9 protein-coding genes are annotated in these 13,545 nt (G+C 41.0%); 1 reads left to right on the plus strand and 8 read right to left on the minus strand.

Annotated features, from left to right (window positions below; translation table 11 throughout):
* Positions 1 to 17: 17 nt before the first annotated feature.
* On the minus strand, positions 18 to 2,057 hold the full coding sequence (locus AC5FX4_RS00385; protein WP_493604589.1) for an SUMF1/EgtB/PvdO family nonheme iron enzyme: 2,040 nt from the start codon (positions 2,055 to 2,057) through the stop codon (positions 18 to 20).
* A gap of 216 nt (positions 2,058 to 2,273) precedes the next feature.
* On the opposite strand from AC5FX4_RS00385, the gene AC5FX4_RS00390 reads away from it, so the two are divergent.
* Complete coding sequence (locus AC5FX4_RS00390; RefSeq protein WP_493604590.1) at positions 2,274 to 3,188, plus strand: 1-aminocyclopropane-1-carboxylate deaminase/D-cysteine desulfhydrase; 915 nt, start codon at positions 2,274 to 2,276, stop codon at positions 3,186 to 3,188.
* Here the strand turns inward: AC5FX4_RS00390 and AC5FX4_RS00395 are convergent.
* The 7 genes from AC5FX4_RS00395 to AC5FX4_RS00425 form a co-directional block, all read right to left on the minus strand.
* Entirely contained in the window at positions 3,174 to 4,676 is a 1,503-nt protein-coding gene (locus tag AC5FX4_RS00395; RefSeq protein ID WP_493604591.1) for an EAL domain-containing protein, read from the minus strand. The two genes, AC5FX4_RS00390 and AC5FX4_RS00395, sit on opposite strands and share 15 nt — an antisense overlap.
* Before the next feature lie 652 nt (positions 4,677 to 5,328).
* The gene (locus AC5FX4_RS00400; protein ID WP_493604592.1) at positions 5,329 to 6,537 is read right to left on the minus strand and encodes a cupin domain-containing protein; all 1,209 of its coding nucleotides are present in this window, start codon (positions 6,535 to 6,537) and stop codon (positions 5,329 to 5,331) included.
* Positions 6,534 to 8,639 (minus strand): peptidase domain-containing ABC transporter, encoded by a 2,106-nt coding sequence (locus AC5FX4_RS00405; protein ID WP_493604593.1) that lies wholly within the window; start codon positions 8,637 to 8,639, stop codon positions 6,534 to 6,536. The genes AC5FX4_RS00400 and AC5FX4_RS00405 overlap by 4 nt, the downstream gene beginning before the upstream one ends.
* A 2-nt stretch (positions 8,640 to 8,641) precedes the next feature.
* The gene (locus tag AC5FX4_RS00410) at positions 8,642 to 9,886 is read right to left on the minus strand and encodes an HlyD family secretion protein (protein WP_493604594.1); all 1,245 of its coding nucleotides are present in this window, start codon (positions 9,884 to 9,886) and stop codon (positions 8,642 to 8,644) included.
* A 5-nt stretch (positions 9,887 to 9,891) separates the two neighbouring features.
* Positions 9,892 to 11,700 (minus strand): hypothetical protein, encoded by a 1,809-nt coding sequence (locus AC5FX4_RS00415; protein WP_493604595.1) that lies wholly within the window; start codon positions 11,698 to 11,700, stop codon positions 9,892 to 9,894.
* Positions 11,697 to 12,284, minus strand: a complete 588-nt coding sequence (locus AC5FX4_RS00420; protein ID WP_493604596.1) for a TOMM precursor leader peptide-binding protein — start codon at positions 12,282 to 12,284, stop codon at positions 11,697 to 11,699. The genes AC5FX4_RS00415 and AC5FX4_RS00420 overlap by 4 nt, the downstream gene beginning before the upstream one ends.
* Before the next feature lie 4 nt (positions 12,285 to 12,288).
* On the minus strand, positions 12,289 to 13,545 hold the full coding sequence (locus AC5FX4_RS00425) for a YcaO-like family protein (RefSeq protein WP_493604597.1): 1,257 nt from the start codon (positions 13,543 to 13,545) through the stop codon (positions 12,289 to 12,291).

Consider the following 13,545-nt stretch of genomic DNA (forward strand, 5'->3'; position numbering starts at 1 on the left):
CCGCTCATCGTTAATTTTTATCGTTCTCGAACCAGTCGAAAACCAATGTAATTTGATCGAAAATCAGTAGCAAGTTCTAAGCGTGTAGAGACTCGTGCTAAGCTCGGTGCAAAATTCCATGCACCACCTCTCACCGTCACACCGCTTTGAGATGCTCGCTTTTGAGTCCATTCCCAAACGTTGCCCACTGTATCGTACAAACCATAGTGATTCGGCGAAAATTCGCCAACAGGAGAAGCACTTTTATTTGACCACTCACTGCCACACCACCCACAGTTTGCTAAACTCTTGCCAATTTCATTTCCCCACGGATACTCTGATGTAGTTCCCGCTCTGGCAGCATATTCCCATTCTACTTCGTTAGGTAAGCGAAATTGTGCGCCTTTCTCACCTGATAACCAGTTAGCATAGGCCTTTGCATCATCGTATGACACACATACTACAGGAAAGTTATCCGCTTGCTCATAGCCAGGTGTACGCCAGTTGTAGTCTATATCCCAAATAGGCTCACCATCTTTATAATAAGCACAGCCTCGGCTCTGCTCGGCTGCAGTTACGTAACTCGTGCTTTGAATAAACGCACGAAATTCGGCCACTGTCACTTCGGTGCTCTGCATACCATAAGAATTGCTCAACACTTTCTCAACAACAGGGCGCTCGTTAGCGAGCCCACTGCCAGCAATATCGCCCATTTTAAAAGTACCTGCCGGTACAATCACGACCTTGTTTTCAGGCGTAGTGGAAACAATTTTTACCTCTGATTGTTGTTTGTTTTCCTGCTCGCTTTTGGGTGCCGGTACAGCAATCGACTCAGACTTTTTTACCAACTTGGCATTGATTGTTCTAGCCTTTCGTAATGTCAGTGTTTTTTTGAATGGCTCATAACCTAGCTTACGTACCTCGATGTCATAGGTTCCCACAGGTACTTTTACCGACAACTTGGTCGAGCCATAGCTCACACCATTAATAAATACTTCATCGTCGTACACATTTGAACGAAGCGTCAATTCAACGGTTGCCTGAGGTTTAGGTTTCGTTGTTTGCTTTGTCGTAGAATGCGTAACTTCAATCACAGGCTCCGCAGGCAAGCGTGTCACTTGCACATTACTAATACTTTGCGCTTGTTCGCTAAACGTTAATTGATTATCACTATACACAGCTGGGTAATTCGCTTGATAACCTACAGCGCCAGCCATAGGCGTACCATACTCAGCGCAAAAACGATTGTCTACGCTGATTAAGCTGCAAAGACGGCTGTTATTTACATCACCACGCATGGTCACGCTTAAATTAACACTGTAATTACCTTGTCCACTGAATGCACTATCCACAACATGGCTATTAATTACCTGCACTTGCGCACCTGCAAGGTTACGCTTAGGCTCTACCAATCGTTGTTCGGTTAGATTTGCAAATAATTGATCAACAAAACGTTTTGTTGCTTTTTGCAGTGCCATTTGTTGGCCCCGTTGCTCACATGCTGCAAGCGTTTCTGTGCGTTTACAGTTGATAGTATGATCAACTTCAAGCGTCCCCTCACGTGTAAATTCATTGCGTAAACGCTCAACACGGGCTGTACTAAGTTGGTCTTTCAAGCTCTCTAATGTGTTGATTAAAGTGTGCTTAGTGACTCTGATCTGCTCAATATCTTTACGATGCGAAGCTATCGCCGCAAGCTGCATCGTAATATCATCTTTGTTTGTTTTATGATTAATAACCGCGTCTTTATAGCGGTTTTGTGCGCCTGAAATGTCTAGCGTTGGATCATCAATCAAACGTCGATACATATCGTTCATTGCGTCGAGCGCTTGATTTTTTTCTTTATCTAAATCAGATGACCGCTTTCTTAATAACTCTAGTTGCGCTTGTAGTCTGGTTTCTTCGCTGAGGTGCTTGTCTAATAGTTGCGTGTAGTTGTCTAACTCAGTTTGTTTCACCGAAAGTTGAGATTCAATGGCTGTCACCGTCGCTGTATCTTGTGCCACAGCATGAGGCGTTATGACACTCGCAGCCATCAAAGTGGCAGAGACAAAAAAAGATAAAGAAGCTATTCGCATATATTCCATTCCCAAAAACGCGGCAATTATTTGGTCTTTGTTATTTTTTATAGTTAGTTCTTAATGCTATGTACTTACAAAGCAAAACACAAGCTTTCGGCCATTATTATCTGAGTTTACAACTATTAACCACAGAGTTGCCAGTGCTCATCTCATATTTTAACGCTTTAACTGTTAGAATTATGGCAAGATACGTTTAAAAAGTCAGTCATAAGTATGAGCACACTACCACTCCACTGGCCAGAGTCCCCATTACAGAAAATACGTCACCCTCTATTAGAGCAAAAAAAGTTGAACTTGTTCGTAAAAAGAGACGACCTGTTACACCCACATATTGCAGGAAATAAATGGCGCAAGCTGAAATACAACCTTGTAGCGATGCAAGAACAGAAAAAGGAAGCGTTTATTACTTTCTCAGGTGCATTCTCTAATCACCTCTACGCCGCAAGTATGGCGAGTCGATTATTTGACCTACAAGGACATGCTGTAATACGTGGGCCCCATTTAGATCTCAATAACCCAACCATTAAAATGGCTAAAGCATGTCAGATGAACTTACATATTGTGGACAGAGCAACATATCGACGAAGGCATGATCAAGACTACCTAGACTCACTGCAAACTCAATTCCCACATTGTTACATCATTCCTGAAGGTGGCAGCAACCAAGCAGCATTAAAAGGTGTAGAAGAGCTCGCGCACAGTTTACCTGACACAGACTATGTGATTTGCGCCGTTGGGAGCGGCGGCACCTTAGCCGGCTTGATAAAAGGCGGTTCCCTTGATACACAGTTCATCGGTATTCCCGTACTCAAACAAGGACATTACCTAAAAGATGAAGTGATTCACTTATTTCCTAATGCGGCACAGCAAACCAATTGGCAATTGCAGTGCGATTTTCATGATGGCGGCTATGGCAAGTTTTCTAACGCGCTTTGGCAATTTTGCAAAATTATGAAACAGCAGTGCCATTTACCCTTAGAACCTGTTTATACGGGAAAGATGTTTTACGCTTTATGGCAGCTTATAGAGGCGGATTTTTTCAAACCCAATAGTTACATTACCGCCATTCATACAGGCGGGCTACAAGGGCTTGATGGCCTAAGGTATCGCCAATTAATACCCGACTAACTCCATTTGCTGTAACAGCTCTGCAAAGTAATAACCTTGAGCCCCGTTTACACCCAGTGTTTTGAGACATTCAAGTTCAGCTTGCGTCTCAACACCCACAGCATAAACGGGTACACCTAGTCTTTTCGCTTGATATATAATTTGCTTGATAGTTTTTTGTTTTTGGGTACTTTTATCTAATTCGTGTACTAAATCCACACTCAATTTTATCGCTTCCAACTGCTTATTTTCTCTGAGTGTATTCACCATTAGCGGTGCGCTGACATGATCAATAATTAACGATACACCTAACCCGGTAAAAAATAGTTGCTGCGCGTTTATTTTTTCATAATGTTTGTAGTAGTCGTCCGCTGATAATTCAAAACTTAATTGCTTCCCGATTGAACAATCTCGGATCGTATTTGCTAGCCACTGTACAAACTCTGCATCTAACCAGTTAGCAATATGTAAGTTAATACTCACCTTTGCTTGATGTTTTTCTTTCGAAAGTACCATTACCGTATGTTCAACGATCGCTTTATCAAGTACCTCGAGGTTTTTCTTACTGTGTAACTGTGGGATAAATTGTTTTGCGGCAATGAGCCCTAATTGCTCATGTCGTACTCGCAAGAGCGCTTCATTTTGAATAATGTCCTGCTGATGAAAACCAAATAAGGGTTGAAAAAATAAAACAAACTGGCCATTGCTAATACATCGGATGAAATCTTCTTCACTACTGTTCATCGCAGTTTCATGGGTTTTATTAAGTGGCATCATATGCACATGCTGCCATACATTATTATCTGCAATTTCCAAGGCAGCACGTGCTAATTGATAAACATGTGCTTGTTCCGCATCTTGTTGATAAAAACAGCCTCCCACTTTTATCTGCTTTCTTGATAAATCAGGCCGAAGCTCTCGGGTAACACGAAACATGATTTCATGTAAACTTTTTCCAAGTTCAGCCACATCGCCCCAAGCAACTTGTTCATAAGTGACTGCAAGTGCCCCTGAATTTAAGTACTTTATTGAACATCGAGATTTGCTTGATAAATGCTTATGCAACGCCACGATAAAATGATTTTTTACATCAAGTACCGCATCCAATTTGACTGCCCAACGAACCAATAAAAAGACATTAAACAAAGTGCTATCAGCGCTTCTTGGGTCCACTGCTGGCAAAGCACTGTTGTCCGTTAAACTTTGATTGCTTTCACCCGATAAAAATCGCTTAGGCCTGACTCTATATACTTGCCACCAGCGATAAAAGAAGGCCAAAAAGCCAACAAACAAAATGTTGAAAAAAGTGATGATATAAAAATGCTTAATGTACGGTTTTTGATGTTCCAGTTGTAGAGTGATACCCGAAGCGCTAAACAAACTCGCGTCGCTCCCCGCTTCTTCTGGCACAGTGATGTATTTGATCCCATATTGCTGCGCTATTTCACTGATATTTTCCTCGCTTCTAAGCTCCGTAGGCAATTGCGCAACTCGTTCAACAACTGACATAGCCCGCTGATGAATTTGCAAGTGAAGGAGATGGAATAATAAGACATTCAACGCGAGCAAAGTGGCTAACGCAAAACCTGCCTTTAGAAGCAATGTTTTAGACTTCAAATACACCAATGCCACCTTGTTCAAACACAATTTATGTATGTTTAAGTGTTGTACACAAGGCAACAAAACTCAAGTTATCAGGCATGCTCCAAGCGGATGACAGTAAGGCTTTGTCAGGTATTTTCCCAAGTCTATAAAATAAAAAAAGATCCTCTCAATTGGGATCTTTTCGTGGCTAACTCAACCTTTATTAAACGCTAATCAGTTACAGCTTTATTTTCATACTCGCAAGCTGTGTTTGTGGATCTGCGAGCTTGGTTATAACAAAATGATAAATTGGCTATTGAGTAAGTAATGAGATATGACATCAAATGTCAGTGAACTGGTGACCAAAGTGGTGACTTCATCATTTTAGACCTCATTAATTAATTGGAAAATACAGAAATTTCCCTCTCATTCGCAGGATAGATCCAGAATATTGAGTAGTTTTTCACGCGATCGTCAAAAGCTAACATTCGCTTTTACCTATACGCCAATTCTCATAAAACTCTGTAGCAAGCGCTTTATGAGAATGTCCAGTCAAAATCAGATACCGAAATATGTACTAGTTTGTCCAGATAACTTTTAAGGGAGGTATCGTTGTCAATTTGTACCAAAAGCTCGAAATTTTCGGCATTTGCGCATTGACCGAGTATTCGTCAAATTCCTCGTAAAACTGTCCAACAAACTCATCCAATGTGTAAGAAGATAAGGCAAAAGTCAGCATGCCTTTAAGTGGCTCACCAGATACCGAAAAACTAATAACTTGCGATTCTATCAGGCGCTGTATCGCATTAGCTAAGAGCGCATCAGGATTTTCATCGGGTAGGATCTTGTTAAGCAAATCATTACATTCCCTACGATTCGAGGCATTGAGTACGGTAGCGAGCACCGCACGTGTCGTAAAGTCGCTAATGTGTTCTCGCCATAACATCAGTTGCCGCTTGACTTTCTCACTTTGAATGGATGTTAATAATTGCTCTGCTACAGCACTGCCGTATTTGTTGGTGATCACCTGTACCATCGGATCTTTAACGCCAACGTTGTAGTCAAGTAACAATTCGATGACCTGATTTAAGCCAAGCTGCTCCACCAACAACTCAAAAAATGCATGATTAGGCGGCATCAAACGTCCGGCGTCAACTTGGAAAATAGTTATCAGCTTTCGTGTTTCATTGATAGACCGAAAGTAATCGGTCGCGATACTGCCACCGTAAAAATTACGCTGTGGCGAGAAAGCAGCGTGTTTATGTGTTCGCACAATCAAGGTTATCGAGGGAGATTCAAGATGAAACAGCGAGTGAATATAGGCTTTTCCGCCATTAATCAACGATATGTCACCTTCTTTCAGATGAGAGATTTTGCTTTTTTTCAATTCACCTAATTGAACGGTTTCATCAACACTTTCCCGTTCTTGAAAAGTAAATTGCGTTTCAATGCTTGAGCCGCGAAGCACTTTAAACGCCCCCGTAAATCCGTGTTCATGAATGCTGGTAGAAGCGTTATACCAGTGCAAGGCTTGTACGATAAAATGGCAATTACTGAATAAAATGACTGGAAAATCACTAAAGTTTTCTTTGTTGTCTGCAAGCAACGGTAAACTCTTCAACTGGTAAGCCAACAACTCTCTGTCACTCACATCGTAAGTAATACCAGATTGTTGGATACAATCAAAAGCGATTTTGGCGAAAGCGTTAATATCATAGGACGTTGCTTTGTACTCAGCATCAACACGCAATGCTAATTCGGTTGCACACTTAAAAAAGCTGCTCATAACTCACATACCTCGTTTTTTCGCATTAGTTCTGTAGCAAGGGGTTTATTGACATCAATTACACGATCAGCGGAATTAATAGTTTCGGGTCGATGAGCAATAGAAATCCTAGTGATCCCCATTGCCGTTAAGTTTTGATTTATTTTTGCTTCCAATGCGACATCTAAATGACTCGTTGCCTCATCCAAAAGCAGTATTGCAGGCTGACGATACAACGCACGCGCAATCAATACTCTTTGCCTTTGTCCACCTGATAAGCTGGTACCAAGTTCGCCAATGTGTGTTTTATAACCCATTGGCATTGCTAAAATATCATCATGAATACAAGCCAATTTAGCGCACTCGACAAGCCGCGTATGACAAGGTGAGTCATGAAATAGAGAAATATTTTGCTCCAGATTTCCCGACATAAGCGTGTCATCTTGCATCACCGATGCTACTTGTTGTCGAAAATATTTCATATTAATTTTGGCTAAGTCGACACCGTCGATATAGATATGCCCAGCCACAGGTTTTTCGATACCTAGCAGCAACTTAAAGATTGTCGATTTACCTGAACCCGAGGCGCCAACAATAGATACAAACTCCCCCTTTGAAACATTCAAAGATAAATTTTTGAATATATAGCGCGAATTTTCGCCATATCGGAACGATACATTTTCCAACGACACACGGCCTTCGACACTGGTTTGTTCGGCGGTAGATTCATGCATATATTCTCGCTCAGTTGTCACGATATCCGAAAGCCTTTCCATCGAAATAGCGAGCATCTTGTATTCAAAAAATTTTTCGATCAGATTAGCAACTTTTCCCATAAAGTTTTGTTTATAGGCCATAAAAGCGAAAAACATCCCAAGAGTCATCTGTGTCGACATGATTTGCATCGCGGCGAAGCCAATAACAATAATATTCTCCGCACCAAACAATGTGCGATTAATCGCTCCATATGATATTTGATGTTTTGAAATGGCAATATTATCATTGATACTTCGGCTCATGAGGTTCTGCCAAAGCCCTTCAATTAGATGCTCTATTCCATATAACTTTATGGTTTGAATAGACCTGACGGATTCCATGAAGTAACTATTTTCTCTAGCGATTGATTCTATCTCTTGTTGGTTTTTGTTTTTAAACGACGCATACATTGCCAATCGAATCAGAAAGTAAATACCGGACGTCACAAGAATGACGACGGTCAGCGATGGACTAAAAAACAACAATATCATTAACGTAAAGATCGCGGTTACACCATCCAGAAGCGTCTCAACAAGGCCATTGGTCAACAGTGCTCTGACATCATGAATGGCATTAAATCGCGAAACAATATCCCCCAAGTGTCGGGATGAGAAAAATCCAGTAGGTAACCTGATTAAATGACGAAATAAATTCGATGTCATCTGGAAGTTCATGCTCTGACTCAGGTTTAAAATCGTAAATGACCTAAGCACTTGTGCGACAACTTCAAACAATAGAATCATTGTAAAGCCGATACCTAAAACAACCAGTAACGCCGTACTTTGCGACGATAAAACCTCATCAACAACAATCTGTATGTAATAAGGACCGGCCAATACCAAAACTTGCAGTAATATTGAAATAGAAAAAGCGAGTAGAATTGAACGCTTGAAACCACTCATTTTGCTAAACAAACTGCGAATACCAATCGAAGGCGGCTTTGGCTTAGTTTTAAAATGGCTGGTAGGTGTAAACTCTAGAGCTATGCCTGTAAATAGAGGTGACACCTCTTTATAGGAAAGTGTGATTTCACCTTTGGCCGGATCATTTATATACAACCTGTTGCCTTTGATTTTTCTAAGGACGACAAAATGATCCATTTTCCAATGTAATATACAAGGAAGCTTCAAGTTTTTAACTGCGTCAAGCTCGACTCTTACAGGCCTAGGAAGTAGCTCTAACTTTTCAGAAAAGCGAATTAAGTCATTGAGTGTTAAGCCTTCACTCGATATTTTGAACATCCCTCTTAACTGAGACATGTTGCTCTTAAACCCGTGAAAATACGCTATCATACCCAGGCACGAGAGACCACATTCTGTCGCTTCTGATTGTAAAAAAGACGGAGTACGCTTTTCGAAAAAGTCCAACGCTATACCCCTCCCCTGAGACTAAATATCGGTGAAAACAGCCACTCGAGGAAAGTACGTTCATACATGATAATATCAGCTTCAAGGGTCATTCCTGCTCGCAATGAAAAGGACTTTGCATACGCATTAATTTTCGTCTCATCAAGTCTAACTGTCGCCTTATAGCTTGGCTCAGAAACAAGATTCGGTATGGCTAACTCTGACGGGAACAGCAATGCTTTTTCGACTTCAACAATGGTGCCAGAATACATTCCAAATTTTTGATAAGGGAATGCATCGTATTTGATATTCACACTTTGCCCTGGTTCGACAAACCCTGATGCACTCGTGGGAATATACAAAACAATCTCTAAGTCGCTTCCTTGAGGGAGAATCTTTAAAAGTACCACGCCTTCATCAACGTACTCTCCTTGTTTAAAGTTAACGCTAGCAATAGTGCCGCTTTCAGGTGCTTTAAGAAATAAACGCTTTTCATATTGGAGCAATTCTTGGTTGGCTTTTAAGGCCAATATTCTGTTTTCCAAATTTAATAGTTCTTCTTCGAATTGTCGTGAATCCAGTTTGTAATTCGCTTCTTTTATATCAATTTCAAATGACTTAATTAACTCCTTCATTCTGAGAAGCTCAATTTGTCTTGATGAATTTGTGTTTTCTTTCTCGATAATATTATATTCTGAATGTAGATTTTGTGCTTTGAGGGATAACAAGGAATCCAATTGATTTTCTTCGCGTTTTATTTGCTGAGTAATAATATCAAATCGTGCTTCGACGTTGCTTTTCAATTGCATTAAATCGCGAATTTGATCTGTGATATAATCGACTTCGGTTGTTCTGTTCGCCTTCTTTTCTGAAATTATTTTCCCAATGTTTGCAATCTGGTTTTCTATGTTCATGATCTCTGCGATCATCAAATTTTGATCTGAAGAAATATTTTTTTCATTTAGGATACTTAGCAAAGGTTGGTCTTTAGAAATAAGCTGGTCGAACGTCACAAAAACTTCGTTCAACGTGCCTGAGCGAGGCGCCTTGACTTGAATAACCCCCAGTTTTGGATGAACAACACCTCTTACTTGTTCTTTAAGTGTGTAGGTATTTAAGATCATAAAGAGGAAAAACGAGACAACTAAAGCGCCAAGCAACATTGTCAGGTATCTAAATTTCGCTGGAGGCAATAAAATGACATTACCTTCAATGGACGTTTGTTTATGCTCGATGGCTTCTTTTCTAAACAAATTCTCAATATTCATGGCACTTACTTAGTTAAACATAATGCAAGACATTGAACGTTGTGTGTTGATAGCACAGCTGATGTCGTGTTCATTGGTAATCTAAATCCCCCATAGAGAGTACCGGAAGCACCTTGCCTCATCGCGCCTATCCAGTACATCATTGCAGCAAAACCAACCCAGAATCTCTGTTGGTTGAATATTTGCTCGTTATGTATTTGCAATATTTGTTGCTTAGGGACGAATAAATACACTAAGCTCGCATCGCGCAAATCATGTTGATTAATAGCGCAGTAAATAAAATCACGTTCCACTTTTTTAACGCCCCCCCCCTCACAGTCAACTCGAGTTATCTCACAGCACGCTGAGCCGCGTCGCAGTACACGATACATTTCAACACCTTGTAACTGGCCATCATCATGTTTCAAGAACGTCTCTTGTACCTGAGACTCGATGCGGCCTGCCAATGTACTCAATACCGCCGGTGTTGATAGGCTTCTTAAAGAGCGACGATGCTTAAGCAACAAAGAAAGTTGCTGCGCAATAGAATAGGAAAAAACAGACTCTCCCCCGATCACCATTACCGACGTGACAAAAATATGTGATTTAGAAGCTGGTAAATTTAACAACCCAGAAATTTCTGGATAACATGACACCTCTTTGATATTGCAATTGAATCCCGCCATATTTGCTCTTACATAAACACTATATGCAGAAGCGCCGGCATCACTATAAGCCAGCATCGAAGCTTTATATCCGTATTTATTTTCCAGCGCGGCTATATTCGCTACCGAGATGAGTACAGTACTATTGATATCTTGCGTTATTGCCACGAATACTTCTTTGCTGATAGTGCGTATTTTATGAAATACTGAACGATGGCCGCCGTATAAATAGACCTCCCCCACTTGCAGCTCAATGTTAAATTTAACGAGATAACAGACATTGCTCGAAAGATTACCAGCTGAAGGGGTGACTCTCCTAAATTGCTGAGTCTGCCTATCAAAAGCGTGTCCAAAACCATACCTTACAATGGCTTTAACGGTTGCTGAAATTCCGCAAATATTGGTATTCGCCTCGCCAAGATATGTCGACTTACAATCAATCACTACTTTATTGGTTACATTGACTTTCCGTTTTTTTTGATAAAAATCGGTATCGGCAATGGGATAAGATGTTGTGTTTATCCCTCCCGTCCCAAGCCGAAGAGATTCGATATAGTGAATGAGTAAATGAGCACAAAGTGCTTCCGTAAAAACTTGTGTAAAGTCTATTGCCATTTCTACCGGATGTGCCCTAAACGCAATATGCGTCACGCGGGAAGTGTCACCAACTTTGTATATAATTAGTTGGAATTTCTGCGTTGTTTGATGGCCGATTTCTACGTAAATGTAAGGTGTTTCATATTCGTTATCACAATAAGATTCGATGGGATACCGCGCACCGAGCAGTGCTATTAACCGCGAAGGCAAATTGCGACAGATGAGTTTTCTGATCTCAATATTTTTATGCGTAAGCCCCTGACGATCAATGAGATGGCTAAATCGCAATGCGTAATCACGCTCATGTGCGGGCAATGCCAATTTGGTTAGTAACACGCTATCAATTAATATACCTCGTTCAAGCAACTTGCCTTCGTGAGCACTGTTACCTCGCGCTGAAAAATACACAGTATTCGGCGTCATATAGCCGTCTTCGTCATGTTTCAAAAACGGTAAGAGAAAATTGATTTGCCCGCAATCTTCAATAATATGTGTTTTAACTCCACCCGAAACTAGCAATAGTTTCTCGCTTAGAAATGTATATGTCAGTGCAGGATTGATAGAAATGTTCATTGTGTCGTCGAACCGAATAAGGCTGAAAAACCACGAAGATGTCTATCTTCTTCGTGGGCTGGGAAACAACGTTCGCATCCGTGAACGGGCAAGACTGTGTAGGTTTCTAGACGAGAATTGAGATAATCTAATACCCATAGCTTTTCATGAGCCTGTTGCGAGACTTTTGCGAGGAGACATTCAAGAATGAGTGTCAATATGTCATCGGTCATTCCCTTAGTTTCGATTTTTACATCATGTGCTCGCAGTGATTGCAACGCTGTCTCAACTTTCCTGTTAACATCCCAAACCCCAATATTCGCCTGCCACCTCTTAGAAAAACATGACAAGCACACATTACTTTTGGTAAATGTTGGGCTTACAATCACTCGATGGGTTGCTGCTGCAACAAAAAACCACGGTTTAGCAACTGGTTGTACATTATAAAATCCATCAATGGCGTGCCAGTTAAAGCGATCCACAACTGCGACGTCAAACACATCTTCAGCATGTTCGATATGAGTTACAGACTGCCTGCTTTTCGCTTTTAGACGAGAACCAAACTCATCGCAAACCGTAAATTTAAATATTTCAGATTGATTCATAACGTCAGAAAAATGGATTCGGCTGAGGGTTGTATTTTGAGACATGACCAATTCGATTGGTCTTCAGGAAGGACCTTACGTCTCTACTTCTACGAGTATTTATAATTCGCGGCAATTGTCGATTAGCGTTACACGGTTGAAAGTATGGAGCAATGCATTTGATAACGTTCAGCCCAACAAGGTTTATGTCGTCAGTTGTCAGATTAAACATCAGCAACTGCATCGAGCGACTTTTCAAAAACTGAGTCACGGTTTCTACTGGCGACTCAAAAAGCTCCTCTTGCGCTTTAATATCTGACAATCGGACAGAATGACATTCATCTAAAAATGCTAAAGCGAGTTGTTCAGGGGAGTAGCAATGTGCATTTTTATTGCCTTTGATAATCGCCATTTGCGCAGCGACACATTCACTTCTCGCTTTCGTCATTGCCCGTTCGATATCTGGATATGCTGAAGCGCCAAAAACAACGAAATTGCCAAGTGGAGGTGAAACTCGTCGAATTGCTATGACAACAGGCAACGCCAATTCCAACTTACAGAAATAGTAGCGTTGCTCAATAAATGCGACATCATCCTGCTGCGCAAGACCTTTTATCACTTCACTTTCGCATTGTTCAAAGACTATCTGTGGAAACTGAATCTGCATAAGCCAGAAGTTTTCCACCATGTCCCTTTCAATGACTTCCAAAATGGCATTGTTCACCGCCACCTCAAAGTCAAAATGCGCTGCGGTTCCCGTAGAATCGTTACTGAAAAAATCGGATACCATCGCATTATCAGGCAACAAATGGACCCACCTAACTGGCGCGAGTATTGAGACACCTTCGGTGACGGAATACCCTTTTACCCAGTGAGAATGGGCGCTAAGAGAAATGGAATACGTTGTTATTTCAGTGCCTGAGTCACTTAGATATTGCAAACCTTCGACACTTAAATAATCACAAGTTGTTTTTGTTAACGCATCGCCTGATAACATTTCAAACGGCTCAACAATAGCAGCGGCATAACGTTCTGAAGTTTCAACAACAGCTTTTAGTGCGGCAAAATCTCGCACTGCATCAGTGCTCGACCCGCAATGAACAACATTGTCATCTGCCAATGTATGACCAAAACAACACGCCAAATCCCCCGTTGTCGCAGAAAAATAATGCAAGTTATCTTCATGCGGACTATTGGTAATTATTTCATTCACATTACTGATAATACCGACATAGGGGTTAACCAGCGACGAAGGCAAATTTAAACCATCAACGGCAGACAT

Source organism: Pseudoalteromonas sp. ATL1, assembly GCF_058933015.1.

Bases quoted from the DNA above. Each gene is read 5' to 3' on its own strand.
- AC5FX4_RS00385 (WP_493604589.1), bottom strand. From the start codon at position 2,057: ATGCGAATAGCTTCTTTATCTTTTTTTGTCTCTGCCACTTTGATGGCT.
- AC5FX4_RS00390 (WP_493604590.1), top strand. From the start codon at position 2,274: ATGAGCACACTACCACTCCACTGGCCAGAGTCCCCATTACAGAAAATA.
- AC5FX4_RS00395 (WP_493604591.1), bottom strand. From the start codon at position 4,676: ATGTCAGTTGTTGAACGAGTTGCGCAATTGCCTACGGAGCTTAGAAGC.
- AC5FX4_RS00400 (WP_493604592.1), bottom strand. From the start codon at position 6,537: ATGAGCAGCTTTTTTAAGTGTGCAACCGAATTAGCATTGCGTGTTGAT.
- AC5FX4_RS00410 (WP_493604594.1), bottom strand. From the start codon at position 9,886: ATGAATATTGAGAATTTGTTTAGAAAAGAAGCCATCGAGCATAAACAA.
- AC5FX4_RS00415 (WP_493604595.1), bottom strand. From the start codon at position 11,700: ATGAACATTTCTATCAATCCTGCACTGACATATACATTTCTAAGCGAG.
- AC5FX4_RS00420 (WP_493604596.1), bottom strand. From the start codon at position 12,284: ATGAATCAATCTGAAATATTTAAATTTACGGTTTGCGATGAGTTTGGT.
- AC5FX4_RS00425 (WP_493604597.1), bottom strand. From the start codon at position 13,545: ATGTCTGCCGTTGATGGTTTAAATTTGCCTTCGTCGCTGGTTAACCCC.